Below are 26,970 nucleotides of genomic sequence, written 5' to 3'. Positions count from 1 at the left end.
GCCGAGCCCTGACCGTGGCTCCCCCTGCGCGCACACCGCGTCTTCTGCCGCACGACGCCGACCCGGCCGGCGCAGGGTCGCCCCGGCTCTGCCCCGACACGGCGATCCGGCATGCCGCCTGGCTCGGCCCCGGCAGGGTCGTCCGTCGCGCCGCCGGGCCGCTGTATCCGGCGGATACGCCGTTCGCCGAGTCGTTCGGGGGCCTGGCGGAGCTGTGGCGGCGTGGGCTCCTCCGCCATCTCGGGCTCAGCGGGGCGACGACGGCCCGGCTCGCCGAGGCGCGCGCGACCGCCCCCGTGGTGGCGGTGCAGAACCGGTTCCACATCTTCGACCGCTCCGGCGCGGGCGTGCCGGCGGCGTGCGAGGCCGGCGGGATCGCCTTCACCGCGTGCTTCCCGCTCGCGGCCGGGATGCTGTGTCCGGGCATGGCCCCGTCGCCGGAGCAGCATGACACGCTCGACGAGATCGCCGCCTGGTACGGCGGGACCCGGGGCCAGGTGGCCCCGCCTGGCTGGTCGGGCACTCGCCGGTCAGGCCAGCCGTCCTGGGCACCTCCTCTCACGCTTCACCTGGAGGAGAACATCGTGGTGCTGGACCTGACGGGCTTCCTCACTGCGGTTGGCAGTGGGGGCACCAGTTGATCAGGCGCTCCTTGGCGGCGGTGCCGGGGCCGCCGAGGGCGCCGGTCGCGATGGGGGTGCCGCAGCGGCGGCAGGGGCGCGAGCCCCGGCCGTAGACCCAGGTGGTGCGCCCGGGACGGGTGTCGCCGGTGGTGACGGTGGCGGCGCGGGACTTGTTGGCCTCCAGGAGGCGCTGGGCGCGGGTCACGACCGAGGTGAGGTCGGGGATGTCGCGGATGCGGCGCCAGGGTGACAGGCCGCTGAGGAACAGGGTCTCGGCGCGGTAGATGGTGCCGATTCCGGCGAGGTTGCGCTGGTCGAGCAGGGCCTCGCCGATCGTGGTGTCGGGCGCCCGGCTCAGGCGGCGTACGGCCTCGGCCGGGTCCCAGCCGGGGCCGAGCAGGTCGGGGCCGAGATGCCCGACCAGGCGGTCCTCCTGGGCGGTGGGCACCAGGTCCACCATGCCGAGCCGTACGCCGATCGCCACCCAGCTCGCGTTGGCCAGCACCAGCCGCACCACGTCGCCCGGGGGCGGGCGGCGGCCGGCGGGGAGGACCCGCCACGACCCCTCCATGCGCAGGTGGGTGTGCACCGTCAGGCCGCCCTCGACCCGGGTGAGCAGATGCTTGCCCATGGAGACGGTCTCCAGCACGATGCGCCCGGACAGGTCGGCGCTCGCGTACCGGGGCACGCGGAAGTCGGAGCGGGTCAGCGGGCGGCCGTCGAGGGCCGCGCGCAGCCGCGCGGCGGTGCGGTAGACGGCGTCGCCCTCGGGCATGGCGGAGCGCGGAGGGTCAGTCCCAGGCGGCGGGGTCGGCGGCGAGCTTGCGTACGCGTTCGGGCAGCTTGCCCGTGGCCACGTTGTCCAGCGTGACCTCCTCCAGGATGGCGCGCTCGCTGGCGCGCAGGGCGATCCACACCTCCTGCAGCGATTCGGCGGCGCCGCGGTAGCCGACGTGCTCGGGGCGCTCTCCGCGCACGTTGGCCAGCGGCCCGTCCACGGCGCGGATGACGTCGGCGAGCGAGATCTCCGAGGCCGGTCGGGCCAGGACGTAGCCACCCTCGGGGCCCCGCTGCCCGCGCACGAGACCGGCTCGGCGCATCTGCAGCAGGATGTTCTCCAGGTACTTGGGGGGCATGTCCTGCTCCTTGGCCAGCTCGCCCACGGTCGTCGGGCCGTCACCCGCGGCGGCGAGCTCGGCGGCGGCGCGTAGGGCGTAGTCAACACGAGCAGATAGGCGCATGTTGTCCATTATCCCGCCTGCCATCACTGGTTAGGCGGCTCCCGCGCTCACCGACTTATGTAGGCTGTCTACACGTAGACAGCCTATGCATAGGAGGGGCGTGATGGCGCCGACCTGGCGAGACCTGCTCGTGTGGCTGCATGTGGTGACCACCGTCGCGTGGATGAGCCAGGCGCTCGGCCTGTTCGCGCTCGGCCTGTACAGCGCCACCACCGGCGATCCGCGCGGCTACGACATGGCCGAGTTCCTGGACGAGAGCGTGCTGCTGCACCTCGCCGAGGCCGCGTTCTTCACCGGGCTGATGTTGTCGGCGCTGACCAGATGGGGCTACTTCAGGTACTGGTGGGTGCTGGTGAAGTTCGCCATCACCCTGTCGCAGGTCCATGTGGCGATCTTCCTGCTCAGCCCGCGCCTGACGGCCCGCGCGGAGGGGGCGGCCGAGCCCGACCCGTTCCTGCTGACCGGAACCCTGCTGATGGTCTCGGCCATCGCGTTCCAGGCATGGCTGTCGGTGGCCAAGCCGTGGAAGCGCACCCCCTGGGCCGCGCCGCGGATCACCCCGCCCGCGCCGCCCGCCTGGTTCACCGCGTACGTGCTCGCGGTGCCGGTGCTGGACTACCTGCTGGCCACGCTGGTCTTCGGCCATCCGGCCCCGCTGTTCTTCCTGGTGACCTCGATCGGCTATCCCGTCTGGCGGGCCCGCGCCATGCGCCGCGCCGCCACGGCGCCCCGCACCGCGTGAGGGCGACGATGGTGAGGGAGGCTCGTATTTTTCCGCGATTCCGGACGGGACGCGGTTTCACCGAGGGCTTCGGCTGGAGGCTAAACTTTCAGCAAGGTTTATTGATTGAATGACCCGCCCGGCTGAGTGAATATGGCGGGATACCCCGACAGAAAGCACTGATATGGAGCGACGTCCTGGTGTGCCCCGGCTGCTGAGGGAGATCAACGACCGGGCGGCCCTGGAGCTGTTGCTCACCTCGGGCCCGCTGACCCGGGGACAGATCGGTGAGCTGACCGGCCTGTCCAAGGTGACCGCCTCCCAGACCCTGGCCCGGCTGGAGGAGCGCGGGCTGGTCGAGGTCGTCGGCGAGCAGGGCGGCGGCAGGGGGCCCAATGCGGCGCTTTATGCGCTCGTCGCGTCATCCGCATATGTCGCCGGGCTCGATGTCGCCCCCGAATTCGTCACGGCCGCCATCGCCGACATCAACGGCGATATCGTCGCCGAGGTGACCGTCTCGCAGGAGGGCAGCGACGATCCCGTCCCGGTCGTGCACGGCGCGCTGGTGAAGGCGTGCCGGGCGGCGAAGATGTCGCTGTCGAAGCTGCACGCGGTCGTCATCGGCACCCCCGGCGTCGTCGATCCGAACACCGGCGACGTCCGCTTCGCCTTCGACCTGCCGGGCTGGCACGAGGGCGTGCACGAGGCGCTGGCCCGCGACCTGCGCCGCGAGGTCGTCATCGAGAACGACGTGAACCTCGCCGCCGTCGCCGAGCACTCCACGGGCGTGGCCAAGGGCGTGGACGACTTCGTCCTGGTCTGGGTGGGCCGCGGCCTGGGCCTGGCGATCATGCTGGGCGGGCGGCTGCACCGCGGCCGGTCCGGCAGCGCCGGCGAGATCGGCTACCTGCCGGTCCCCGGCGTGCCGCTCGCCGAGGACGTACGCGCGGTGCCCGGCCGCATGCCGTCCCTGGCCGGCGGCCTGGGCCGGCTGATCAGCGCCGATGTGGTCGCCGAGCTGGCCGAGACCTACGGCTTCACCGGCGCGAGCAAGGCCGAGCGCGTGGCCGCCGCGGTCGAGGCGGGCGCCCCCGGCGAGCCGCTGCTCGACGAGATCGCCGCCCGGCTCGCCCTCGGCGTGGCCTCGGTCTGCGTCGTGCTCGACCCCGGCCTGGTGGTGCTGGGCGGCGAGGTGAGCATGGCCGGCGGCAAGGCGCTCGCCTCCCGGGTGGAGGAGGCCGTGGCCCGCATCTGCCCGGTGCGGCCCGAGGTGGTGGTCAGCCAGGTGAGCGGCAGGCCGGTCCTGCGCGGCGCCGTGCTCGCCGCGCTGGACCGGGCCAGGGAAGAGGTCTTCGCCTCCTGACGCCGAACGGCGTCAGGCTCCGAGCAGTTCCGCGGCGGCCTGCGCGTTGGCGCGCGCCGCCCCGTACGTCGCGATGTACGCCGCCGCCTCCGGCCGCCAGATGGGCAGCCCCATCTCCACGACGGTGGCGTCCGGACGGACGGCGAGCAGCGCCGTGACGTACGCGCGCGTCTCCTCGTGCCGGTGCGCGTCCTTGACCACGATCACCAGCGACCGCCCGGCGGCCCGCTCCAGCATCGGCGCGACCTGCCCGGCGTCCGGGGCGACGCGCAGCACCTCCGCCTCGCGCAGCCACGGCGCGAAACCCCACGGCACCGTGCCCACCGCGATCGTGGGCGGCGTCTCCACTTCCAGCACCAGCGGGTCCACCAGCGGGGCCGCCGAGCCGTACCGGCTGACCGCGCGCCTGGCGGCGGTCAGGCCGATGACGCCGTTCCCCGCCTCGCCCGGCCTCGGTTCGCCCATCCAGGCGCGCAGCTTCGCCACCCGCGCCGCCGCCTCCTCCAGCCGCGACACCGGCAGCTCTCCCCGGCGCGCCGCCGCGACGATCCCGGCGATGATCGCCTGAATGTCGTCGTAGGTCGGCAGCGGGCCCAGGCAGAGCAGGTCGGAGCCCGCGGCCAGCGAGCGCACCGCGCCGCCGACCAGGCCGACGCTCTTGGTGATCGCGTGCATGTCCAGCGCGTCGGTGATCACCACTCCGTCGAAGCCGAGCTCGCCCCTGAGCAGCTCGGTCAGCGCGGCGGGGGAGAGGGTGGCGGGGGCGTCTCCGGTGAGCGCGGGCACCCGCACGTGCGCGGTCATGACCGATCGGGTCCCGGCCTCGATCGCGGCCCGGAACGGCGCCAGCTCCCGCTCGTGCAGCAGCTCCAGGTCCGCGTCCACCAGCGGGACCTCCAGGTGGGAGTCCTGCCGGGTGGCGCCGTGCCCGGGGAAGTGCTTCACGCAGGCCGCCACGCCCACGGACTGCAGGCCCGCCACGGCCGCGACCGTGTGCCGGGCGACCAGGGCCGGGTCGCTGCCGAACGCGCGGGTGCCGATCACCGGGTTGTCGTCGGCGGTGTTCACGTCGGCGTCGGGCGCCATGTCCAGGTTGACGCCGCAGGCCGCCAGCTCCTCGCCGATCGAGCGGTAGACCTCGCGGGTCAGCTCGACGTCGTCCACGGCCCCGAGCGCCGCGTTGCCGGGGTAGGGGCTGCCCTCGTGGTAGGCGAGCCGGGTGACGTCACCGCCCTCCTCGTCCAGCGAGACGACCGGCTCGCCGGCGGTGCGCAGCGCCGCGGTCAGCTCGGCCAGCTTCTCGTGGCCGGCCACGTTGAAGCCGAACAGCGTCACGCCGCCGAGCCCCCGCTCCAGCTCGCGCAGGACCCAGCCGGGCGCGGTCGTGCCCTGGAAGGCGACGAGCAGCGTGCCCGCGGCCAGGCGGTACAGCTCGCGGTCGTCGTCGGCACGCGCCGGGTAGTCAGCCATGGCTCCTCAGGTTGTGTAGGGGGTCATGTGTGGGCAGGGCCGGTACGGCCGCCCGCCCGGTGGGCGGGTGGCGTACGTGCCGGGGGTAGGGCCGGTTCAGCCCTTGACGGCGCCGGCCACCAGGCCGGAGACCATGCGCCGCTGAACCAGCAGGAAGAACACCAGGACCGGGATCGTCATCAGCGTGGAGGCGGCCATGATCGCGCCCCAGTCGGTGGAGCGCAGGCCGATGAAGAACTGCAGCGCCCTCGGCATGGTGAACTTGGCCGGGTCGTCCAGCAGCGTCAGCGCGAAGACGAACTCGTTCCACGCGGTGATGAAGGAGAAGATGCTCGTCGCCACCAGGCCGGGCGCGACCAGCGGGAACAGCACCTTCCAGAAGGTGGCCCAGCGGCCCGCGCCGTCGATCCAGGCGGCCTCCTCCAGGTCCTTGGGAACCGCGGCCACGAAGGTGCGCAGCATCCAGACGGAGAACGGCAGCGTCAGGCCGACGTTGATCACGATCAGGCCGAGGAGCTGGTCGTACAGGCCGAGCCTGCGCACCATCAGGAACAGCGGGAGCAGCAGCGCCTCCGCGGGCACCATCTGCACGATCAGCAGCAGGATCAGGAACGAGGTGCGGAGCTTGAACCGGAAGCGGGCGACCGCGGTCGCGGCCAGCAGCGCGATCACCGCGCCGATCAGCACCGCGCCCAGCGCGACGACCGCGCTGTTGAACAGGTACGTCCAGATCGAGTGCCCGGCGACGCCCTTGGTGAACACCCGCTCCACGTGGTCGAGGGTCGGGTTGAGCGGGATCGGCTGGAACTCGGTGGAGAAGATCTCGTCGGTCGGCTTGAAGGCGGTGGCGACCATCCAGTAGACGGGGAAGATCGCGAACAGCAGCACCGCCACGCCGGCCGAGTTCAGCGCGACGCGGCCCAGCCGCCGGCGTACGAGGGGGCTCATCGCACGTCCTCCGACTTCACGATCTGGCGCACGTACACGAAGGTGATCAGCAGCAGGATCACGGTGAGCACGACCGCGATGGCCGCGCCCAGCCCCATGTCCGGCGGCGAGCTGAACGCCTCGACGTAGCTCCACAGCGACAGGTTGTACGCCTCACGCGGCATGTTCGTGCCTCCGGCCAGCAGGAAGAGCTGGGTGAAGACCTTGAAGTCCCAGATGATCGACAGCACGATCAGCACCGAGAACACCGGGCGCAGCAGCGGGAAGGTGATCGCCCGGAACGTGCGGAACCCGGTCGAACCGTCCACCCGGGCCGCCTCGTACAGCTCGGAGGGGATGCTCTTCAGCCCGGCCAGCACCGAGACCGCGATGAACGGGAACGAGGCCCAGACCACCGCCACCGTCAGCACGGTGTAGATGGGCAGCGGGTCGTTCAGCCACGGCTCGCCGCTCCACTCCGCGCGGCCGAACACCAGCCGCGACAGCCAGTCCGGCAGCAGGTTCAGGGCCCAGTTGACCACGCCCGCGTCGGCGTCGAACAGCCACTTCCAGATCACGGCCTGCGAGGCCGGGGGGACCGCCCAGGCGGCCATGATCCCGACCACCACGGTGGTGGACATCTTCGGGCCGAGACGCTGTAGCAGCAGGCCGACCAGCGTGCCGAAGACCAGGGTCAGCGCCACCGCCACCAGGGCGAACAGCATCGTGTTGCGCAGGCTGGACCAGAACAGCTCCGACTCGAAGACCTGGCGGTAGTTCTCCGTGCCGACGAACTCCGCCGGGAGCGGGTTCCGGGCGCGGAACTGCCGCAGTCCGACCTCCTGGAAGGACATCTGGACCATCTGCGCGATCGGATACAGCAGCAGCGCCGCGATGACCAGCACACCGGGGAGCAGGAACGCGTAGGGGATCACCCAGGCGGGCAGTCCGCGGCGGCGCGGAGGCCGGGGGCGCGCGCCCCGCGGCGGGGCGGAGGAGGACCCTCCGCCCCGTGCGATGGTTGGGGTAGGCGCCATGGCTACTGCTGGTTCAGGATCTCTTCGAGTTCCTTGTTGGCGTCGGCGAGGGCGGTGTCCACGTCCTTCTCGCCCTTGATGACCGCGCGGGCCGCGTTCTGCAGCACGGCCTTGGTGTCGTTGGCCTCGGCCCAGTTCGGGTCGGCCGGGAAGCCCTTGGCGACCGCGAAGGTGTCGGCGAACGCCTTCTGCGCCGGGTCGGCGGCCAGCTCGGCGAGCGCGTCGGGGTAGAGCGGGAGCAGGCCGTTGTCCTTGGCGTACCGGACGCCGAACTCCTTGCCCGCGGCGAGCTTGATGTACTCGGCGGCCAGTTCGGGCGCGTCGGTGTCCTTCCAGATGGCGATGTCGTTGCCGCCCTGGAACGCCGGGGCCGGGCCGCTGCCGTCCTTGGCCGGGATCGAGAAGAAGCCCATCTGCTTCTCGTCGATCTTGCCCTTGCTCTGCTCCTTGATGGTGGCGATGTCCCAGCCGCCGGTGACGTACATGCCGACCTTGCCGGCCGCGAAGCGCTGGCTGATCTCCACCGAGTTCAGGTTCAGCCGGGACTTGCCGGAGACGCCGTCCTTGGACACCAGGCCGGTGTAGTACTCGAAGCCCTCCTTGAAGCCCGGCTCGGTGAGCTTGCCCACCCACTTGCCGCCCTCGAAGGCCGCGAAGTCGCCGCCGGCCGACCAGACGAACGGTGAGAGCGACATGTTGGCGTCGGAGCCGCCGTTGAAGGCGAAGCCGTCGACGTCGGAGCCCTTCTCCTCGACGATCTTCTTGGCCGCGGCGCGCAGCTCGTCCCAGTTCTTGGGCTCGGAGATGCCCAGCTCCTCGAACCAGTCCTTGCGGTAGAGAACGGCGCGGGTGCCGCCGCCCCACGGCACGGCGTAGACCTTGCCGTCGATCGTCTCGTAGCCCCACAGGTTCTGCGGGATCTGCTGGAAGTCCGGGGTGCCCTTGGCGATCTCGGTGATGTCGGCCAGCGCGTCCTGCGCCACCCAGGCGGCGACCTGGTCGTTTCCGAACTCGGTGACGTCCGGGCCCTCGCCGCTGGCCAGTGCGGCCGTCCACTTCTTCTGCGCGTCCGGCCAGGGAATCCACTGCAGATCCACCTTGGCCCCGGTGACCTCGGTGAACTTGGTGTTCAGGTCGGTCATGTACTTCTCGAAAACTTCGTTGGGCGCGCCGAGGCGCCAGACGGTGAGCGTCTGCCCGGCGTACTTGGGGCCGGACGCCGGGGCGTCGGACTTGGGCGCCTCGGCGGGCTCGCCGGAGCCACAGGCGGCCAGGCCCAGGGCCAGCGCGGCGGTGGTGGCCGTCGCTACCGCGATCTTCGAGATCTTCACTTCGGTTTCTCCCTTCCCGGCTTCGCGTCGGGGGTCGCGCTCCATCGGGGATGCGGGCGGGGGTGACAGCGGCTAAACTAACAAGAAACTTTCTTAAAAGAAACTGCCGTTAGCGTTTCGTGACGAGAGGGGGGCCGATCCTTGTCCAGACGCCCGGGAACCCCGCGGCTGCTGCGCGAGCTGAACGACCGGGCCGCGCTGGAGCTCCTGGTCGCCGACGGCCCCCTCACCCGGGCCGAGCTGGGGGAGCGCACCGGACTGTCCAAGGTCACGGCGGGCCAGTTGCTGTCTCGCCTGGAGGGCCACGGCCTGGTCACGGTCGTCGGCGAGCAGGCGGGCGGGCGCGGCCCCAACGCCGCCCTCTACGGCCTGGTGCCCTCCAGCGCGTACGTCGCCGGCCTGGAGGTCCTGCCCGAGAGCGTCATGGCCGCGGTCGCCGACGTCACCGGCCGGGTCGTGGCCGAGGTGACCGTCGATCCGCAGGGCCACAAGGACCCGGTCAAGGTCGTGCGCGGCGCCCTGGAGGAGGCGTGCGGCGCGGCCGGGATCGACCCGGACCGGCTGCGCGCCGTCGTCATCGGCACCCGCGGCGTCGTCGATTCCAGCACCGGCGACGTGCGCTTCTCCGTGGACCTGCCCTCCTGGCACGGCGGAGTCCTGCCCGCCCTGGAACGCAGCCTCCGCTTGCCGGTCGTGATCGAGAACGACGTCAACATGGCCGTGATCGCCGAACACGCGCACGGCGCGGCGCGCGGCCTGTCGGACTTCGTACTGGTCTGGGCGGGCGTCGGCCAGGGCCTCGGCGTCATGCTCGGCGGCCGGTTGCACCGCGGCAGCACCGGCGGCGCGGGCGAGATCGGCTGGCTCCCCGTCCCCGGCGAGCCCCTGCCGGTGGACGTGACCGAACCCCAGTCGGGCTCCTTCCAGCGCCTGGTGGGCGGCCAGGCCCTCAGCGCCCTGGCCGCCGCGCACGGCCTGCCCCCGGGCCCCGTCGCCGAACAGGTCGCCTCCGGCCACCCCGGCTTCCTGGACGAGGTCGCCGCCCGCCTCGCCATCGGCGTCGCCGCGGTCGCGGTGGTCCTCGACCCGGGCCTCGTCGTGCTCAGCGGCGCGGTCGGCCGCGCCGGCGGCCCCGCCCTGGCCGCCCGCGTCGAACGCGCCGTGTCCCGCATCTGCCCCAGCACCCCCCGCGTCACCACGACCCAGGTGACCGGCAGCCCCGTGCTCATGGGCGCCCTGGAGACCGCCCTGGTCCGCGGCCGCGACGACCTGTTCACCACCACCCTCTCCACCTGACCCTGTCCACCCCTTTGTCCACCCCTTTTGCGCACCCCTTTTGCCCACCCCTTTCGTGCACCCCTTTGTTCACCTCGCCCTTTCCGGCCGTCCCGCGGGTGTGGCCGGTGGGAAGCCGGGTGTTCTCCGGGATGTGCGAGGATGGGGGATCATGCGTGATGACATCGTGCTGATCTCGGACGCGCGGGTGGCGGCGGTGCCCGTGGAGGAGAGCGGCGAGGCGCTGATCGACGTACGGGGGCGGCTGCTGGTGGACGGCCGGCTGGCCGACGCGGCCGGGGCGTACGCGCATCTGCGTGAAGGGCTGTTCACACGGCTGCTGGAGGCGGAGCGGGCGCTGCCCGAGGGGTACCGGCTCCTGGTCGTCGAGGGTTACCGGCCGCCGTCGTTGCAGCGGCGGTACTTCGAGGAGTACAAGGACCAGCTCCGCGGGACCTTCCCCGAAATGTCGCCCGACGAGCTCCATGTCGCCGCGAGCAGGTACGTCTCGCCGATCGAGGTCGCCCCGCACACCGCCGGCGCCGCGGTGGACCTCACGCTGTGCGCGTACGACGGCAGCGGCCACACCGAGCTGGACATGGGCACCCGCGTCAACGCCAACCCCGAGGAGAGCGACGGCGCCTGCTACACCGGCGCGGCCAACATCTCCGCCGAGGCCCGCGCCAACCGCAAGATCCTCGGCGCCGCGCTGGAGGAGGCCGGCCTGGTCAACTACCCGACCGAGTGGTGGCACTGGTCCTACGGCGACCGCTACTGGGCCATGACCTCCGGCGCCCCCGCCGCCCACTACGGCCCACGGGAACTCTAGCCACCCGCCGCGTGCGTCCTGGGGGCCCCACCGTCCTCGCCCGCGAGTCCTCGGCCCGCGCCGCGTGACCTCCGCGCTCGCGAGGACGCCGGTGGCGCCCCTGACCCCCGCGACTGCCAGAGCGAGCCTGACCTCCGCGCCTGCCAGAGCGAGCCTGACCTCCGCGCCTGCCAGACCGAGCCTGACCTCCGCGCCTGAGAAGCCGGGCCGCCGCCGCGTGCCCTCTGCGCTCGCGAGGACGCCGGCGGCGCCCCCGACCCTCTCCCTCCCGAGAGCCGGACGCGGGCGGCCGTCCGGGGCCGGCCGGTCTGATCATCTCGGTGCCTCCGCCGCGCGTGGGGCGCTGCCCGAGCGGGAACATCTTCTACGGATCCGCTTCTCCGGCGAGGGAGTAGACGCGATGATCGAGGCTCTGCCGTTGCTCGGGATCGAGGAGGAGTACCTCGTCGTGGACCCGGTGAGCAGGCATGCCGTGCCGGCCGCCCGTGAGGTGCTCGAAGCGGCCGGGCCGCTTTTGGGGGACAACGTCGCCAAGGAGATCACCCGGCTTCAGGTGGAGGTGCGCACGCCGCCGTCCACCGACCTCGCCGAACTGGGCGAGAGGCTCAGGCACACCCGCGCCGAGGTGGCCAGGGCCGCCAGGTCGCGCGGGCTGGCCGTGATGGCGTGCGGGATGCCCGTGCTCGGGCCGGTGATCCCGCCGCCGATGACCGAGGACGACCGCTACCAGCGCGGGCAGCGGATCTACGGCCAGCTCAACGACGAGATGAGCATCTGCGCGTTACACGTGCACGTCGATGTCCCCGATCCCGAGCACGCCGTCTACGTGGGCAACCACCTGCGCCCGTGGCTGCCCATCCTGATCGCCCTGGCCGCCAACTCGCCGTACTTCGCCGGGCGCGACACCGGCTACGCCTCCTGGCGCGTGATCAGTTGGGGCAGGTGGCCGGTGGCGGGCGCCCCGCCGTACTTCGCCTCGTACGCCGACTACGAGAACTCGATCGCCGCCATGTCGCAGTCGGGCGCGGTCATGGACCCCGGCACGGTCTTCTGGGACGCCCGCCCCTCGCCCCGCCTGCCCACCATCGAGGTCCGCGTCGCCGACGTCCCCTCCCATGTGGACGACAGCATGACCATCGTGGGCCTGATCCGCGGCCTGGTGGTCACCGCCCTCACCGCGGTGGCCCGCGGTGACCTCGGCTCCCCGTACCCGGCGGAGGTGCTGCGCGCCGCGTACTGGCGCGCGGCCCGGGACGGCCTGCACGGCGAGGCCCTCGACATCGAACGCGCCGCCCTGGTCCCCGCCTCGGTCCTGGCCCGCCGCCTCCTCGACCACGTACGCCCGTCCCTGGCCGAGATCGGCGACCTGCCCCTGATCGAGGACGGCATGGCGCGCATGCTCGGCCGCGGCTCCGGCGCCGTTCGCCAGCGCAAGTCCTACGCCCGCCGCTCCAGCCTCCCCGATGTCGTTGACGACCTCATCGAGGCCACCGCCGCCTGACCCGGCACCCCGTCCCGACCCCGCACCCCTCCTGACCCGGCACCCCGTCCTGGCCCTGCACCCCTCTTGACCCGGCACCCCGTCCGTGACCCCGCCCTGCCCCCGTCCTGACCCGGCACCTCGTCCTGACCCGGCGCCTCCCCCTCTGCCCACCACTCTCGCCTTCGCTCGCCCTCGCCCGCCCCCCGGGCGTGCCTCAGCCGCGGATGCGGAGGCCGCGGGGAGTGGGGTGGAAGCCCGCGGCCTCCAGGGCGGCGGCAAGGGGGGAGTCGATGATGGCGGCGCCGTCGGCGCGTTCGACGGTGAGCTTGCCGAGCGCGCCGTCGCGTACGGCCAGCGCCAGCGCGTCCACGGCCGGCTGCACGCGGTCGTCCTCGGCGAACGACAGCAGGGTCTTGCCGCCCCGCTCGACGTACAGGATCAGGTGCCCGTCCACGAGCACGACCAGCGCGCCCGCCTTGCGGCCGGGCTTGTGCGCGACGTCGCCCGGGTGGGCGGGCCAGGGCAGGGCGGCTCCGTACGGGTTGGCCGGGTCGGCGGCGGCGAGGACCACCACGCGCCGGTCGTCGCGCTTCTCCGGGGGCGGGGAGGCCCACAGGTCGTCGAACTCCGACGGCGACGGGGCGGCCGGCGCCGACATGGCCCGCATGCGATCCACCGCGCCGGGCAGCGCGAACTGGGCGCCGCCCAGCCCTTCCACGAAGTACCCCCGGCGGCACCGGCCGCTCTCCTCGTACGCGCGCAGCACCTGGTAGACGGCAGAGAAGCCGCCCGGCAGCCGCTCGCTCGTCACCGCGCCGCGGGTCACCACGCCGTGCCGCTCAAGCAGCACCTCGGCCTGGGCCTGCGCCCGGTGGGTGGCGTCGGCCGCCGGTTCGGGCAGCAGCCACCACCGGCCGCTGACCGTCGGCGGCCCGGTGCGGGTGGGCAGCACGGCCCGCCGCCTGCGCGTGGTGGCCGGCCGGTGCGCCGGGCGTCCGGTGCCCAGGGTGGCCCGCAGCGGCGCCAGCGTGTCGCCGGTCACCCGCCCAGCCCACACCAGATCCCACAGCGCCGCCACGATCAGCGCCTCGTCCACACCGGCGACACCACCGCCGGCCCCCCTCGCGCCGCCACCGCGCATCGCCCGCTGTCCCGTGCCCGGTGCCGCGCCCGGGACGCGGCCCCGCCTGGCGGAGACGCCCGAGAGGCCGGAGCCGTCCGAGAGGCCGGAGCCGTCCGAGAGGCCGGAGCCGTCCGAGAGGCCGGAGCCGTCCGACGCCGCCGGAATGCCTGACGCCGCCGAGACCTCTGATGCCGCCGAGATGCCCGAGGGGCCGTAGGCGCCCGGCGTGGGCGTTCGCCGGTGGCCCGCGGGACCGGGCTCGTTCTCCCCAGGGCCGGTTTCCGGGTCGGCGGGGGCGAGTGAGGCGGCGAGGACGCGGTCGGCGAGCTCGCGGAAGAACAGGGCGCCGCCCCCGCCGAGCAGGTCGAGGATCTGCTCGTGCAGCGGCGTCATGGTGATCTCATCGGGCTCGGGCAGCAGGAGCGGGGCGGTGTCGGCGAAGTAGAGCGCCACCCAGCCGTCGCCGCCCGGCAGCGATCCCTGCCCGGCCCAGATCACCTCGCCCGAGGCGGTCAGCTCGTCGAGCAGCGCGGGGGAGTAGCCGGGCACCCGCGAGGGCAGCACCAGGGTCTCCAGCGCGGACGCGGGCACGGCCGCGCCCTGCAACTGCTCGATCGCGGTGACCAGGGCGTCCATGGACCTGCCCGGGCCGGCGGCGCCCGCCTTCGGACGGGGGCCGGTGATGCCGTGCCAGGCCGGGGCGAAGGCGGCCAGGGTCTCGGGCGGGACCGGCTCGACCTCCTTGCGCAGCCGGGCCAGGGAGCGGCGGCGCAGCAGCCGGAGCACGCCCGAGTCGCACCACTCCTCGCCCCGGCCGCCGGGCCGGAACTCGCCGCCCACCACGCGCCCGGTCGCGGCCAGGCGGCGCAGCGCGTCGGCGACCACGGCGACGCCCAGGCCGAACCGGGCCGCGGCCGAGGCCGCCGCGAACGGGCCGCGGGTGCGGGCGTGCCGGGCCACGAGGTCGCCGAGCGGGTCGGCCACCGGGTCGAGGAACGCCAGCGGCACCCCCACCGGCAGCGGTGTGCCGAGCGCGTCGCGCAGGCGCCCGGCGTCTTCGATCGCCGCCCACTGCTCCTGGCCGGCCACCCTGACCCGGATCGCGCGCCGGGCGCGCTCCAGCTCCTCCAGCCAGGCGGGGTCGCCCTCGCGCACGCTGACGTCGGCCGGCACCAGCGGGCCGTGCGAGCGCAGCAGGTCGGCGAGGTCTTCGGCGTCGCGCAGCGGCCGGTCGAGCCGGGCCAGCTCGCGCTCGGTGTCGGCGATCACGTCGGGGTCGAGCAGCTCGCGCAGGTCGGCCTGGCCGAGCAGTTCGGCCAGCAGGCTGGTGTCGAGGGCGAGGGCCTGGGCGCGCCGCTCGGCCAGCGGCGCGTCGCCCTCGTACATGAACGCGCCGATGTAGTGGAACAGCAGCGAGGCGGCGAACGGCGACGCCTGGCCGGTCTCGACCTCCACCACGCGCACCCTGCGGGCGGCGATGTCGCGCATCAGGCGGACCAGGCCCGGTACGTCGAAGACGTCCTGCAGGCACTCGCGCATGGTTTCGAGCACCACCGGGAACGAGCCGTACGCGCCCGCCACGCCGAGCAGGTGGGCGGCGCGCTGGCGCTGCTGCCACAGCGGGGTGCGCTTGCCGGGGCTGCGCCGGGGCAGCAGCAGCGACCTGCCCGCGCACTCGCGGAACCGCGCGGCGAACAGCGCCGAGCCGCCCAGCTCCTCCACCACGATCTGCTCGATCTCGTCGGCGTCGAACACCGCCACGTCGGACGGCGCCCCGTCGAAGGTGTCGGGCACGCGCACCACGATGCCGTCGTCGGAGTGCACCGCCTGGACGTCGGTGCCGTAGCGCTCGCGCAGCCGCCTGCCGATCGCCAGCGCCCACGGCGCGTGCACCCGGGCGCCGTACGGCGAGTGCACCACCACCCGCCAGTCGCCCAGCTCGTCGTGGAACCGCTCCACCAGCAGGGTGCGGTCGTCGGGGACGTAGCCGGTGGCCTCGCGCTGCTCGGCGAGGTAGGCCCGCAGGTTGGCCACCGCGTAGTCGTCGAGCCCGGCCGCGCGCAGGCGCTCCTCGCCGCTCCCGCTCGACACCTCGCGCAGGAACGCCCCGATCGCCCGGCCCAGCTCCGCCGGCCGGCCGAGCGTGTCGCCGTGCCAGAACGGCAGCTTGCCGGGCTGTCCGGGCGCGGGGGAGACCAGCACCCGGTCGGCCGTGATGTCCTCGATCCGCCAGGACGTGGCGCCGAGCACGAACACGTCGCCGACGCGGGACTCGTACACCATCTCCTCGTCCAGCTCGCCGACCCGCGAGCCCTTCTCGCCGACGAGGAACACGCCGAACAGGCCGCGGTCGGGGATCGTGCCGCCGTTGGTCACGGCGAGCCGCTGCGCCCCCGGCCGGCCGCGCAGGGTGCCGGTCACGCGGTCCCACACCACGCGCGGGCGCAGCTCGGCGAACTCCTCGCTCGGGTAGCGCCCGGCCAGCATGTCGAGCACGGCCTCCAGCGCGCCGCGCGGCAGCGTGGCGTAGGGGGCGGCCCGCTTGACCAGGGCCTCCAGGTCGTCCACCGTCCACTCGTCGAGCGCGACCATGGCCACGATCTGCTGCGCCAGCACGTCGAGCGGGTTGCGCGGGTAGCGCAGCTCCTCGATCACGCCCGCCTTCATCCGCTCGGCCACGACGGCGGTCTGGATCAGGTCGCCGCGGTACTTCGGGAAGATCACGCCATGGGACACCGCGCCGACCTGGTGCCCGGCGCGGCCGATGCGCTGCATGCCGCTGGCCACGCTCGGCGGCGCCTCCACGCACGCGACCATCTCGACCGAGCCCATGTCGATGCCCAGCTCCAGGCTGGAGGTGGCCACCACGGCACGCAGCCGGCCCGACTTGAGCGCCTCTTCGATCTGGGCCCGCTCCTGTTTGGACACCGACCCGTGGTGGGCGCGCACCACCTCGGGGATCGCGCCCTTGCTCGCGCCGGCCTGCGCCATCAGCTCGGCCGGCGCCGCCGACTCGGTGAGCTCGCCGCCCGCCCGCTCGTACGCCAGCTCGTTGAGCCGGGTGCACAGCCGCTCGGACAGCCGTCGCGAGTTGGCGAACACGATGGTGGAGCGGTGGCCCTCGATCAGGTCGAGCAGCCGCTCCTCGACGTGCGGCCAGATGGAGCGCCGGGTGGACTCGGGCTGCCACGGCAGCTCCTCGGCGGGGGCCGCCCCGGGCGCGGGATCGGCGCCGGGACCGGCCGGGCCGCCCACCGGGGTGTCGAGCTCGGTCATGTCCTCGATCGGGACGACGACCTCGACCTCGATGACCTTCTCGGACGGCGGCTGCACCACCGTGGCCGGGCGGGTGCCGCCGAGGAAGGCCGCCACCTCGCTCACCGGGCGCACGGTCGCCGACAGCCCGATCCGCTGCGCGGGCTTGGGCAGCAGCGCGTCGAGCCGCTCCAGGCTCAGCGCGAGGTGGGCGCCGCGCTTGGTCGCCGCCACCGCGTGCACCTCATCGACGATCACGGTCTCGACCGAGGCGAGCGCCTCGCGCGCCTGACTGGTGAGCAGCAGGAACAGCGACTCGGGCGTGGTGATCAGGATGTCGGAGGGCCGGGCCGAGAACCGCCTGCGGTCCTCGGCCGGGGTGTCGCCGGAGCGGATGGACACCGAGATCTCGGGCACGGGCAGCCCCAGCCGCCGCGCGGCCTGCTTCAGCCCGGCCAGCGGCGCCCGCAGGTTGCGCTCGACGTCCACCGCGAGGGCCTTGAGCGGCGAGACGTACAGCACCCGGCACCCGCGCGGCCGCTCCGCGCCGCCGCCGTCTCGCGTACGGCCGCCCTCGCCCGCGCGCCGCGCCGCGCCGCCCTGGCCCGTACGCCGCGCGCCGTCACCGTCGCCCGTGCGCTGGGCGCCGCCCTCGCGCGTACCCTCGCCAGGGTCGGCGTCGCCCGTACGCTCGGCGGCCAGCCGGTCGAGCGACCACAGGAAGGCCGCGAGCGTCTTGCCCGAACCGGTGGGGGCGACCACAAGGGTGTTGTCGCCGCGCGCGATCGAGGCCCAGGCCCCCTCCTGGGCGGGCGTGGGCGCGGCGAACGCGCCGCGGAACCACTCCCTGGTCATCGCGGTGAAATCGTCGAGTGCCGAACCGTCCACGGGCCCATAATGCCTCGCGCCACCGACAGAAAACGCCGCGCCCATGATCGCCGGCGAGCGGAACGCGCTCTTACCCGGGACATCCATCTCGGTAAATAGGGATTGTTCCCCTTATAGGGGAAAGAACAGCGATATGAGCATCGATCACGCGGCCATCGCAGAGACGCGGGACCGCATCCGGGCCGCCCACCTCCGCGAGCACCGGCCGCCCAGCAGCGCCCGTGGCCTGCACCACTTCGCGTTGATCTCCTCAGATGTGGAGCGCACCATCAGGTTCTACCAGGACCTCCTGGAGTTCCCCCTGACCGAGATCTTCGAGAACCGCGACTACCCCGGGTCCAACCACTTCTTCTTCGACATCGGCAACGGCAACCTCCTCGCCTTCTTCGACTTCCCCGGCCTCGACCTCGGGCCGTACCGGGAAGTGCTCGGCGGCCTGCACCACATCGCGATCTCCGTCGATCCCTCCACCTGGGACCGGCTGCGCGGCAAGCTGGAGGCGGCCAGCGTGCCGCACCAGATCGAGAGCGGCGCTTCCATCTACTTCCGCGACCCCGACGGCACCCGCCTGGAACTGCTCGCCGACCCGCTCGGCGAGATGTACGGCTCACGCGTCCTGTGACGCCGTGACGATCCGCGGGCGGATGATCCCAGGCGGTACGGGCCCGTGACCGGCACCCGTGCCGTCCGCCCGCCGCCGGAGGGCGACGGGCCGTCACCCCCTTGTGCGGACCGTCACACGGCGCATGCCATGGGCGGCGCAGAAGGCACCTCACGGGCCCTGGCGCGGCGCATCCCGCACGCCTTCTCACAGCGCGCATCCCGCGGGCGGTCGCAGGAGGCACGGGCCGGTCACGGACTGGGCCATGGTCGTCCAGAACGGCCCGGTCATGGTCCGGCCGGACCCATACTGGGCATATGCGCCTGACAGATTTCTGGGACCGGATGAACCGCCACTTCGGTGAGCGGTACGCGGAGTCGTGGGCCCGCGACTTCGTGCTGGCCGAGCTGGGCGGGCGTACGGTGATGCAGGCGCTCGCCGACGGCGAGTCGGCCAAGACGGTGTGGCGCGCGGTCTGCGAAGTGACCGACGTGGACCCCAAGCTCCGCTGACCCACCCCAACCCCCCGAACCGCCTTTTCCCGGCATAATTGCCGTTTCCGACGGCCGAACGCCCGGGGGAGGGATCGCGTGGACGGCCTGCTGGTCGCGCTCATCGTGGTGATGACCGTCGTCACGGTCCTCGCCCTGGCGGCCGTGGCGAGACGGCTGCTCAACCTGCGCTTCGGCGTCGTCCGCACGGTGGCGGCGGGCGTCGTGGGCTTCCTGATGTCGCAGCCGATCGTCGGCGCGTTCATCCCGCCGGACGGCGTGGAGAGCATCCCGTACTCCGTCCGCTTCTGGGTGATCGTCCTGTCGGTGATCACCGCGGTGCTCGCCGCGATGGTCGTGCTCGCCGTCGCCGAGGCGCTGGCGCCGACCGGGTCGATCCCGGGCCCGGTGGAGGCGGTGCGCGGGCTGCGCCGCCGCGTCCTGCGTACGCGCAGGTACCTCCACATCATGCGCATCGCCGTCCGGCACGGCCTGGGACCGTACCTGCGCGGCTCCGGAACCGGCTCCGGCGCCGGAACCGGGACCACCGCCGAACGCCTGGCGCGCTCGCTGCGCGAGGCGCTGGAGGAGGGCGGCGTCACCTTCGTCAAGCTCGGCCAGATCCTCTCCACCCGCCGCGACCTGCTGCCCCCCGAGTTCATCGACGAGCTGGGGCGGCTGCGCGACAACGTGGCCCCCGCGCCGTGGCCGGAGGTCGAGCGTACGCTCGCCGCCGAGCTCGGCGCGCCCGTGGACGAGGTGTTCGCGGCCTTCGACCGAGAGCCCCTGGCGGCCGCCTCGATCGCCCAGGTGCACGCCGCCCGCCTGCGCTCCGGCGAGGACGTGGTGGTCAAGGTGCGCAGGCCGGGCATCGAGGACGTGGTGGCGCGTGACCTGGACATCGTGGACAGGCTCGCCCGCACCATCGCCACCCGTACGCGATGGGGCCACGCGATCGGCGTACGGGAGCTGGCCGACGGGTTCGCCGAGGCGCTGCGGGAGGAGCTGGACTTCCGCGTCGAGGCCGACAACATGGTGGCGGTCGCCGCCGCCTCGGCCGCGGCGGACGGGGGCGACGGCGGGGCGCCCGGCGTACGGGTGCCCGCGCCGCACCTGGAACTGTGCTCGCGGCGCGTGCTGGTCATGGAACGGCTCTCCGGCACCTCGCTGGCCGCGGCCGGCGACGTGATCGCGCGGCTGGGGCTGGACCCCGGCGAGCTGGCCGGCCGCCTGCTCCGCTCCCTGCTGCGGCAGATCATGGTGGACGGCGTCTTCCACGCCGACCCGCACCCCGGCAACGTCCTCCTGCTGGACGACGGGCGCCTCGCCCTGCTCGACTTCGGCTCGGTCGGCCGCCTGGACGTGGCGCTGCGCGAGGCGCTGCGGCGGCTGCTCCTCGCGCTCGACCGGGGCGACCCGCTGGCCGTGACCGACGTGCTGCTGGAGATCGCCGCCCGGCCCGAGGAGATCGACCAGGAGCGGCTGGAACGGGCGCTCGGCCAGTTCCTGGCCCGGCACCTGGGGGCGGGGCAGACGCCCGGAGTGCGCATGTTCACCGACCTGTTCCGCATCGTCGCGGCGTACGGGCTGTCGGTGCCGGCGGAGGTGGCCGCGGTGTTCCGGGCCCTGGCCACCGTCGAAGGGGCGCTGGCGTCGCTGTCGCCGGGGTTCGACATCGTCGCCGAGGCGCGCGCGTTCGGCGACGCGTACCTCGCCGAGCGCCTGGGCCCGGAGGCGGCCCGCGAGATGGCCACCCGGGAGCTGCTGGCCCTGCTGCCCATGCTGCGCCGGCTGCCGCGCAGGGTGGACCGCATCCTGAGCGCGGCCGAGCACGGCAGGTTCGCGGTCAACGTACGCCTGCTCGCCGACGAGCGGGATCGCGGCCACGTCGCCGCGATGCTGCACCAGGTGCTGATCACGGTGCTCGCCGCCACCGGCGGGCTCATGGCCGTGCTCCTGCTCGGCATCGACTCCGGGCCCCGGATGACCGACGCCGTGGGGCTGTACGAGTTCCTCGGCTACAACCTGCTCGTGATCAGCATGATCCTGGCGCTGCGCGTACTGGCCGGGATCTTCCGCCGCTCGGGCGGCGCCTGACCCGTCCAGTCAACGATCACGCGTCACCCGTCGCCCGTCACCCATCGCCCTCGGAGAGCAGCTTCTCGATCAGGTCGGCGGTCTGGGCCGGATTCGCGGCGTCCTCCTGGCCCCCGGGGGACCACAGGAACAGCCAGCCGTCGGTGGACGGGGTGGCGAAGACGATCGTCTGTTTACCGGTGCGGGGGTGCCAGATCCACAACACGGGATCCTCGCCCCCGAGAGTCCTGCCGACGAGCCCCCGGTCGGGGAGCTGGGCGGACAGCGCTTGGAGATGGGCACGGCGTTGCTCGGCGAACGTGCTTGTCACCTGGCACCTCAAGGTCGGCTCCCCTTAAGGATCTCCCCAGCTCAGCGCGCTGACAACAGGGGAAGCGGAATGCCCGGGAATGTCGCCTGGAGGTTCGGCGCGCTCGCGCGTGTTCCCCGGATGATCGAACAGCCGTTCGGCTATATTTGGAGGAGCCGATTCCGGCGAGAGCCGGAAAATGTCGGCGGCACCCCGTAGCTTGCACGCGACGGAAACGACAGGACCACGACCCTCCCAGGGGGCATTCATGGCAGCCAACGACCGCGAGAAGGCCCTTGAGACGGCGCTCGCCCAGATCGAGCGCCAGTTCGGCAAGGGCTCGGTCATGCGCCTCGGCGACGAGTCCCGGGCTCCCATCGAGGTGATCCCGACCGGGTCGATCGCCCTCGACGTCGCGCTCGGCATCGGCGGGTTCCCCCGCGGCCGGATCGTGGAGGTCTACGGGCCCGAGTCCAGCGGTAAGACCACGGTCGCCCTGCACGCGGTGGCCAACGCGCAGCGGGCCGGCGGCATCGCGGCGTTCATCGACGCCGAGCACGCCCTCGACCCCGAGTACGCCAAGAAGCTCGGCGTCGACACCGACGCGCTGCTGGTCTCCCAGCCCGACACGGGCGAGCAGGCGCTGGAGATCGCCGACATGCTGATCCGCTCCGGCGCCGTCGACATCATCGTCATCGACTCGGTGGCGGCCCTGGTGCCCAAGGCCGAGATCGAGGGCGAGATGGGCGACAGCCACGTCGGCCTCCAGGCCCGGCTGATGTCCCAGGCGCTGCGCAAGGTCGCCGGGGCGCTCAACAACACCGGCACCACCGCGATCTTCATCAACCAGCTCCGCGAGAAGATCGGCGTCATGTTCGGCAGCCCCGAGACCACGACCGGTGGCAAGGCGCTGAAGTTCTACGCCTCGATCCGCCTCGACGTGCGCCGCATCGAGACCCTCAAGGACGGCACCGAGCCGGTCGGCAACCGCACCCGGGTCAAGGTCGTCAAGAACAAGATGGCCCCGCCCTTCCGCCAGGCCGACTTCGACATCCTCTACGGCATGGGCATCTCCCGCGAGGGCGGCCTGATCGACATGGGCGTGGAGCACGGCTTCGTCCGCAAGTCCGGCGCCTGGTACACCTACGAGGGCGACCAGCTCGGCCAGGGCAAGGAGAACGCGCGCAACTTCCTCAAGAGCCACCCCGACATCGCCAACGAGATCGAGAAGAAGGTCAAGGAGAAGCTGGGCGTCGGCCCCCGCATCGACGCCCCCGCCGACCCCGCCCCCTCCGCCGCCACGCCCCCGCCGCCCGCCGCCAGGACCACCGCCCCCGCAGGCGCCCGCACCGCCAAGGCGGCCACCGCTCCGAAGCCGGGTGACGTCTGATCGGCCTGACCCATGGCCCCAAGCGACCCGACCGCTGACCACCCCGACCATCCCGACAACCCGGCCCCGCACCCCCGGCCATCCCCCACCCCCGAGGCCGACGGCCCCGTACCGTGGTGGCAGGCCGGGGCCCCCTCCTCCCGGGACACCGACCCCGAGGACCGGCGCTCGTCCGGTTCCTCGCGGGATGCCGCCCCGGCGCAGTGGTGGACCGTTGATCCGGCCGCTCCGCGCCCGGATGAGGTGTCTCCACTTGCGGGGTGGCGATCGGCCGGCTCCTCACGGGATACCGATCCCGTGGAGCGGCGCTCGGTGGGTTCGTCGGGGGATGCCGCCCCGGTGCAGTGGTGGACCGTTGATCCGGCCGCTTCGCGCCCGGATGAGGTGTCTCCGCTTGCGGGGTGGCGGTCGGTCGGCTCCTCACGGGATACCGGCCCCGTGGAGCGGCGCTCGGTGGGTTCGTCGGGGGATGCCGTCCGGGCGCAGTGGTGGACTGTTGATCCGGCCGCTCCGCGCCCGGATGAGGCGTCTCCGCTTGTGGGGTGGACCTCGGCCGGCTCCTCACCAGGTACCGATCCCGAGGAGCGGCAGGCGGCCGACTCCTCACGGGATGCACCCTCGGCCCAGTCGTGGGGCGCGGACCCGGCCTGGGGTGCCGACGCGGGCGGTTCGTGGCCGAAGGAGGCGTCCCCTGCGGATGCGAGCGCCGGGGAGCCGTGGTGGCACGCGGCCCCCGAACCGGCCGAGGGCCCCGGTGACTCCTGGCAGGACCTGAACTCCCTGCGCACCGAGGACCTCCCCGGCGAGGCAGACTTCGCCCACGACACGCCATTCGCCCGTGACGAGGATTTCGCCCCCGATGCCGATTCCACCCATGAGGCGGCTCCTGCGGGCGAGGCGGGCCCCGAAGGTGGGCCGGGTTTGGCAGGTGGGCCGGGCTCGGCAGGTGGACCGGGCTTCGCGGGTGACGCGGCGCCCGGTGGCGGTGAGGGGGATGCGGCAGCGCCCTCCGTGCGGCGTGGTACCGGCGTTTCGGGGGCGTCTCGGCGGAGGCGACCCTCGGTCCCGGCGTGGGATGAGGACGGGGCCGGCCGGGCTGCGGTCGGGGAGGGCTCGCGGAGGGCGTCGTCACGCCGTCGCAAGGGGGCGGCGCGGGCGCGTCGGCTGGGCGACTTCCCCGACGGTCGCGTGCCCGACGGTCGCGTGCCCGACGGTCGCGTGCCCGATGGTCGCGTGCCCGACGGTCGCGTGCCCGATGGTCGCGTGCCCGATGGCCGCGTCCCCCACGGTCACGTCCCTGATGGTGACTTCCCGGATTCGGGCTGGGGTGAGAGGGCCGGTTCTGACTGGGGGGAGGGGGAGTCGGACCCGGCGTCGGGCGCGGGCTTCGCCGCGTCGCCGCCCTGGCCGGACGCCGGTGGGAGCCCTCAGGGGCGGCGTGGCGGCTCCTGGGGAACCCTCTGGGACGGAGACGACCCGGACGAGGTCGCGGAAGGCGGCAGAGCTTCTGGCGGGCGTGACTCCGCCACCGGGCGGGGCTCGCGCGGCAGGCGTGGTTCCGCTGCTGCGCGTGGCTTCGCTGGTGGGGACGGCTTCAATGGTGGGGACCGCAGCGCTGGTGGGGACGGCTTCGCGGCCCGGCGTGGCTCCGCTTCCGGCCGTGGCTCCGCTGTGGGAGGTGGCTCCGCTGCCGACCGTGGCTCTGCTGTCGGCCGTGGCTTCGCTGTGGGAGGTGGGTCTGCTGCTGGGCGTGGTGCCGCTGCCGAGGAGGGCTTCGACGGCGGGCGTGACTTCGCCGCTGCGGACGGTTCCGATGGTCGGGACGGCTCTGTGGTCGGGGGTGGCTCTGCCGAAGGGTGGGAGTCCTCTGGGCGTGGTGGGCGGCGGGCCTCGGATCGGGGTGGGCGTGGGCGGCGTCGTGGGGGTGACCGGGGGCCGGAGGGGCCGGTGCCGGGGTCGGTGGCGAGTCAGGGGCCCGATGCCGACCCGGAGGCGGTCGCGCGGGCCATCTGTCTGCGGCTGCTGACGCTCGCGCCGCGTACCCGGGCGCAGCTCGCGGAGGCGTTGCGGAAGCGGGAGGTGCCTGAGGCGGTCGCCGAGCGGGTGCTGGCGCGTTTCACCGACGTGGGGCTGATCGACGACGAGGCGTTCGCGGCGGCCTGGGTGAGTTCGCGGCACGCGGGGCGGGGGCTGGCCCGTCGTGCTCTGGCCGCCGAGCTCCGGCGGCGCGGTGTCGACGACGACACCGTGCGTGACGCGGTCGATCAGCTTGATCCGGAGCAGGAGCTGGAGACCGCCCGGGGGCTGGTGGCCCGCAAGTTGCGGTCCACCCGGGGCCTCGACCCCGCCGTACGCACCCGCCGGCTGGCCGGCATGCTGGCCCGTAAGGGCTACTCGGGCTCCCTCGCCTACCGGGTGATCCGGGAGGCGCTGGAGGCCGAGGGCGAATCCGTGGACGGCCTTCCCGACGACTCCTTCGGGTGAGGTTTTCTCCGAAAGTGGCGTCTTCGTTGGTCATGTCTCCTCCGGGCAGCCTCTCTCGCCGCGTTTCCTCCTCCTTTGGGCGGTCTGTAGGCGGCGGAGGACGCCTGGTTCCGGGTGGGCCGTACCGGGCTCCGGGGCCGGGCGAAACTGGCCTGTCAGGCTTCCTTTGCTTGCTCGTGGCCTGTTTGACACCTAATCTCGACGGCAGTGAGGAGTTACTCCGCGCTGCGCGGATTGCCATAACGGTGTATGACGGACGAGCGAGCTCGATGGGGCGAGGCGGACGGGGTGTCGGCCGTGACGGTCGGTGCCTGGTCCATCGCGGTTTGATATTTGTCCTGATGGCGCCATCGGTTGGCTTTTCCGTGCCGTGCGTGTGACACCTCGCGTGCTTTGGGTCGCGACGCGAGGAGGGTTGGGCGCGCATGGAGACTGCGGTTGTCGTCGCACTGACGGTGGCTGTGCTGGTGTTCGCGCTTGTGGCGATCGCCGCGCTGGTCGTGTTGGTGCGCCGCACCGGAGCCGCGGGCCCGAACCGGTCTGACGAGCCCACCCCGGAGCAGCTCAGCGTCGTGCAGGCCGAGCTGGAGAAGGCCCGGCGCGAGGCGGGGGAGATCCGGACCAAGGCCGAGGCCGACGCCAGCGAGATCCTCACCCGGTCGGAGGCGACCGAGCGTACGGCCGTTCAGTTGCGCAAGGAGGTCGAGGAGGAGACCCGGGTCCTGCGCAACGAGCTCAAGGAGCTGCGCTCCGACCTGGAGCGGCGCGAGAAGCGGCTGGCCGAGCGGGAGCAGCGGCTTGACGAGGAGGCCAAGCGGCAGGCCGAGCGGGGGCGGCAGCTCGCCGAGACCGAGACCGAGCTGGCCGACCGGCGTGCCGAGCTGCTGCGCATGGAGGAGGAGCGGCGGGCGATCCTGGAGCGGGTGTCCGGGTTCACCGCCGAGCAGGCCAAGGCCGAGCTGGTCAAGGAGATCGAGAACCAGGCCAAGCGCGAGGCGGCGCTGATCGTACGCGAGATCGAGGGGGCGGCGCGCAAGGAGGGCGAGAAGCGCGCGACCAAGATCGTGACGCTGGCCGTGCAGCGGGTCGCCACCGAGCAGACCGCCGAGTCGGTGGTCAGCGTGCTGCACCTGCCCGGTGACGAGATGAAGGGCCGGATCATCGGGCGCGAGGGGCGCAACATCCGCGCGTTCGAGTCCACGACCGGGGTCAACCTGATCATCGACGACACGCCGGAGGCCGTGCTGCTGTCGTGCTTCGACCCGGTACGCCGCGAGACCGCCCGCCTCACCCTGGAGAAGCTGGTGCTCGACGGGCGCATCCACCCGCAGCGGATCGAGGAGGCGTACGAGCGCAGCCGCGCCGAGGTGCAGGACCTGTGCGTGCGCGCCGGCGAGGACGCCCTGGTGGAGCTGGGCATCACCGACATGCACCCGGAGCTGATCACCCTGCTCGGGCAGCTCCGCTACCGCACCTCCTACGGGCAGAACGTGCTCAAGCACCTCATCGAGTCGGCCCACATCGCCGGGATCATGGCCAGCGAGCTGCGCATGGACCCGATGCTGCTCAAGCGGTGCACGCTGCTGCACGACATCGGCAAGGCGCTCACGCACGAGGTCGAGGGCAGCCACGCCCTGATCGGCGCCGAGATCGCCCGCCGCTACGGCGAGCACGAGGACGTCGTGCACGCGATCGAGGCCCACCACAACGAGGTCGAGGTGCGCACGGTCGAGGCGGTGCTCACCCAGGCGGCCGACGCGATCAGCGGCAGCCGTCCCGGCGCGCGGCGCGAGTCGCTGGAGGCGTACGTCAAGCGGCTGGAGCGGCTGGAGGAGATCGCCCAGTCCTACGACGGGGTGGAGAAGGTCTTCGCGATGCAGGCCGGGCGCGAGATCCGGGTGATGGTCAAGCCCGACGCGGTGGACGACATCCAGGCCCAGGTGATCGCGCGTGACGTGGCCAAGCAGGTCGAGGAGGAGCTGACCTACCCGGGGCAGATCCGGATCACGGTGGTGCGCGAGTCGCGGGCGATCGAGTTCGCCCGCTGACGCC

Annotated in this window: 21 protein-coding genes; 12 read left to right on the top strand and 9 right to left on the bottom strand. The window is 73.1% G+C overall.

Annotated elements, in window-relative coordinates; translation table 11 throughout:
- Positions 1 to 14: 14 nt before the first annotated feature.
- Complete coding sequence (locus HNP84_RS52900) at positions 15 to 641, top strand: aldo/keto reductase (protein ID WP_312924726.1); 627 nt, start codon at positions 15 to 17, stop codon at positions 639 to 641.
- Here the strand turns inward: HNP84_RS52900 and HNP84_RS14015 are convergent.
- Together HNP84_RS14015 and HNP84_RS14010 are read right to left on the bottom strand one after the other, a co-directional pair.
- Positions 610 to 1,398: a DNA-formamidopyrimidine glycosylase family protein gene (locus tag HNP84_RS14015; RefSeq protein ID WP_185050092.1), complete on the bottom strand. Its 789-nt coding sequence runs from the start codon at positions 1,396 to 1,398 to the stop codon at positions 610 to 612. The two genes, HNP84_RS52900 and HNP84_RS14015, sit on opposite strands and share 32 nt — an antisense overlap.
- A gap of 16 nt (positions 1,399 to 1,414) precedes the next feature.
- Positions 1,415 to 1,864, bottom strand: coding sequence for an RrF2 family transcriptional regulator (locus HNP84_RS14010; protein ID WP_185050091.1), 450 nt, complete (start codon positions 1,862 to 1,864; stop codon positions 1,415 to 1,417).
- Positions 1,865 to 1,967: 103 nt separating this feature from the next.
- On the opposite strand from HNP84_RS14010, the gene HNP84_RS14005 reads away from it, so the two are divergent.
- Both HNP84_RS14005 and HNP84_RS14000 read left to right on the top strand, forming a co-directional pair.
- Positions 1,968 to 2,606, top strand: a complete 639-nt coding sequence (locus HNP84_RS14005; RefSeq protein WP_185050090.1) for a hypothetical protein — start codon at positions 1,968 to 1,970, stop codon at positions 2,604 to 2,606.
- A gap of 163 nt (positions 2,607 to 2,769) precedes the next feature.
- On the top strand, positions 2,770 to 3,948 hold the full coding sequence (locus HNP84_RS14000; RefSeq protein WP_185050089.1) for an ROK family transcriptional regulator: 1,179 nt from the start codon (positions 2,770 to 2,772) through the stop codon (positions 3,946 to 3,948).
- Positions 3,949 to 3,960: 12 nt separating this feature from the next.
- On the opposite strand, the gene HNP84_RS13995 is transcribed toward HNP84_RS14000, so the two are convergent.
- The 4 genes from HNP84_RS13995 to HNP84_RS13980 all read right to left on the bottom strand — a co-directional run bounded on the left by HNP84_RS13995 (position 3,961) and on the right by HNP84_RS13980 (position 8,713).
- Positions 3,961 to 5,418: a glycoside hydrolase family 3 protein gene (locus HNP84_RS13995; RefSeq protein ID WP_185050088.1), complete on the bottom strand. Its 1,458-nt coding sequence runs from the start codon at positions 5,416 to 5,418 to the stop codon at positions 3,961 to 3,963.
- Between the two features lie 96 nt (positions 5,419 to 5,514).
- Complete coding sequence (locus HNP84_RS13990) at positions 5,515 to 6,366, bottom strand: carbohydrate ABC transporter permease (RefSeq protein WP_185050087.1); 852 nt, start codon at positions 6,364 to 6,366, stop codon at positions 5,515 to 5,517.
- A complete protein-coding gene (locus HNP84_RS13985) occupies positions 6,363 to 7,280 on the bottom strand; it encodes a carbohydrate ABC transporter permease (RefSeq protein ID WP_312924722.1) in 918 nt (305 codons plus the stop codon). The genes HNP84_RS13990 and HNP84_RS13985 overlap by 4 nt, the downstream gene beginning before the upstream one ends.
- Before the next feature lie 104 nt (positions 7,281 to 7,384).
- A complete protein-coding gene (locus tag HNP84_RS13980; protein ID WP_185050085.1) occupies positions 7,385 to 8,713 on the bottom strand; it encodes a sugar ABC transporter substrate-binding protein in 1,329 nt (442 codons plus the stop codon).
- Between the two features lie 141 nt (positions 8,714 to 8,854).
- Here HNP84_RS13980 and HNP84_RS13975 point away from each other — a divergent pair, with 141 nt between their 5' ends.
- The 3 genes from HNP84_RS13975 (at position 8,855) to HNP84_RS13965 (ending at position 12,318) form a co-directional block, all read left to right on the top strand.
- Positions 8,855 to 10,009 carry an ROK family transcriptional regulator gene (locus HNP84_RS13975; RefSeq protein WP_185050084.1) on the top strand — a complete coding sequence of 385 codons (1,155 nt, stop codon included), beginning with the start codon at positions 8,855 to 8,857 and terminating at the stop codon, positions 10,007 to 10,009.
- Between the two features lie 151 nt (positions 10,010 to 10,160).
- The gene (locus HNP84_RS13970) at positions 10,161 to 10,817 is read left to right on the top strand and encodes a M15 family metallopeptidase (RefSeq protein ID WP_185050083.1); all 657 of its coding nucleotides are present in this window, start codon (positions 10,161 to 10,163) and stop codon (positions 10,815 to 10,817) included.
- A 400-nt stretch (positions 10,818 to 11,217) separates the two neighbouring features.
- On the top strand, positions 11,218 to 12,318 hold the full coding sequence (locus tag HNP84_RS13965; protein ID WP_185050082.1) for a carboxylate-amine ligase: 1,101 nt from the start codon (positions 11,218 to 11,220) through the stop codon (positions 12,316 to 12,318).
- Between the two features lie 196 nt (positions 12,319 to 12,514).
- On the opposite strand, the gene HNP84_RS13955 is transcribed toward HNP84_RS13965, so the two are convergent.
- Entirely contained in the window at positions 12,515 to 17,533 is a 5,019-nt protein-coding gene (locus tag HNP84_RS13955) for an Lhr family helicase (protein WP_376771881.1), read from the bottom strand.
- A 166-nt stretch (positions 17,534 to 17,699) separates the two neighbouring features.
- Between HNP84_RS13955 and HNP84_RS13950 the strand changes: the two genes are divergently transcribed.
- From HNP84_RS13950 to HNP84_RS13940, 3 genes are all read left to right on the top strand, one after another.
- Positions 17,700 to 18,188, top strand: coding sequence for a VOC family protein (locus HNP84_RS13950; protein WP_185050081.1), 489 nt, complete (start codon positions 17,700 to 17,702; stop codon positions 18,186 to 18,188).
- Between the two features lie 296 nt (positions 18,189 to 18,484).
- Positions 18,485 to 18,679 (top strand): DUF3046 domain-containing protein, encoded by a 195-nt coding sequence (locus HNP84_RS13945; RefSeq protein ID WP_185050080.1) that lies wholly within the window; start codon positions 18,485 to 18,487, stop codon positions 18,677 to 18,679.
- 78 nt (positions 18,680 to 18,757) lie between these two features.
- Positions 18,758 to 20,755 (top strand): ABC1 kinase family protein, encoded by a 1,998-nt coding sequence (locus HNP84_RS13940; protein ID WP_312924719.1) that lies wholly within the window; start codon positions 18,758 to 18,760, stop codon positions 20,753 to 20,755.
- Between the two features lie 37 nt (positions 20,756 to 20,792).
- On the opposite strand, the gene HNP84_RS13935 is transcribed toward HNP84_RS13940, so the two are convergent.
- Positions 20,793 to 21,065, bottom strand: coding sequence for a hypothetical protein (locus tag HNP84_RS13935; RefSeq protein WP_185050079.1), 273 nt, complete (start codon positions 21,063 to 21,065; stop codon positions 20,793 to 20,795).
- A 247-nt stretch (positions 21,066 to 21,312) separates the two neighbouring features.
- Here HNP84_RS13935 and recA point away from each other — a divergent pair, with 247 nt between their 5' ends.
- Positions 21,313 to 22,434 (top strand): recombinase RecA, encoded by a 1,122-nt coding sequence (recA, locus tag HNP84_RS13930; RefSeq protein ID WP_185050078.1) that lies wholly within the window; start codon positions 21,313 to 21,315, stop codon positions 22,432 to 22,434.
- A gap of 1,128 nt (positions 22,435 to 23,562) precedes the next feature.
- Here the strand turns inward: recA and HNP84_RS56030 are convergent.
- Positions 23,563 to 23,727, bottom strand: a complete 165-nt coding sequence (locus HNP84_RS56030) for a hypothetical protein (RefSeq protein WP_185050307.1) — start codon at positions 23,725 to 23,727, stop codon at positions 23,563 to 23,565.
- On the opposite strand from HNP84_RS56030, the gene HNP84_RS56025 reads away from it, so the two are divergent.
- Both HNP84_RS56025 and rny read left to right on the top strand, forming a co-directional pair.
- Positions 23,653 to 24,918 (top strand): regulatory protein RecX, encoded by a 1,266-nt coding sequence (locus HNP84_RS56025; protein ID WP_312924835.1) that lies wholly within the window; start codon positions 23,653 to 23,655, stop codon positions 24,916 to 24,918. The two genes, HNP84_RS56030 and HNP84_RS56025, sit on opposite strands and share 75 nt — an antisense overlap.
- Before the next feature lie 425 nt (positions 24,919 to 25,343).
- Positions 25,344 to 26,966, top strand: a complete 1,623-nt coding sequence (rny, locus tag HNP84_RS13915; protein WP_185050077.1) for a ribonuclease Y — start codon at positions 25,344 to 25,346, stop codon at positions 26,964 to 26,966.
- The last annotated feature ends 4 nt before the right edge of the window (positions 26,967 to 26,970 follow it).

The sequence above is a fragment of the Thermocatellispora tengchongensis genome, assembly GCF_014202315.1.
Lineage (GTDB): Bacteria > Actinomycetota > Actinomycetes > Streptosporangiales > Streptosporangiaceae > Thermocatellispora > Thermocatellispora tengchongensis.
Note: the sequence above shows the minus strand (reverse complement) of the source record. Positions and strands in the feature narration are given on the sequence as shown.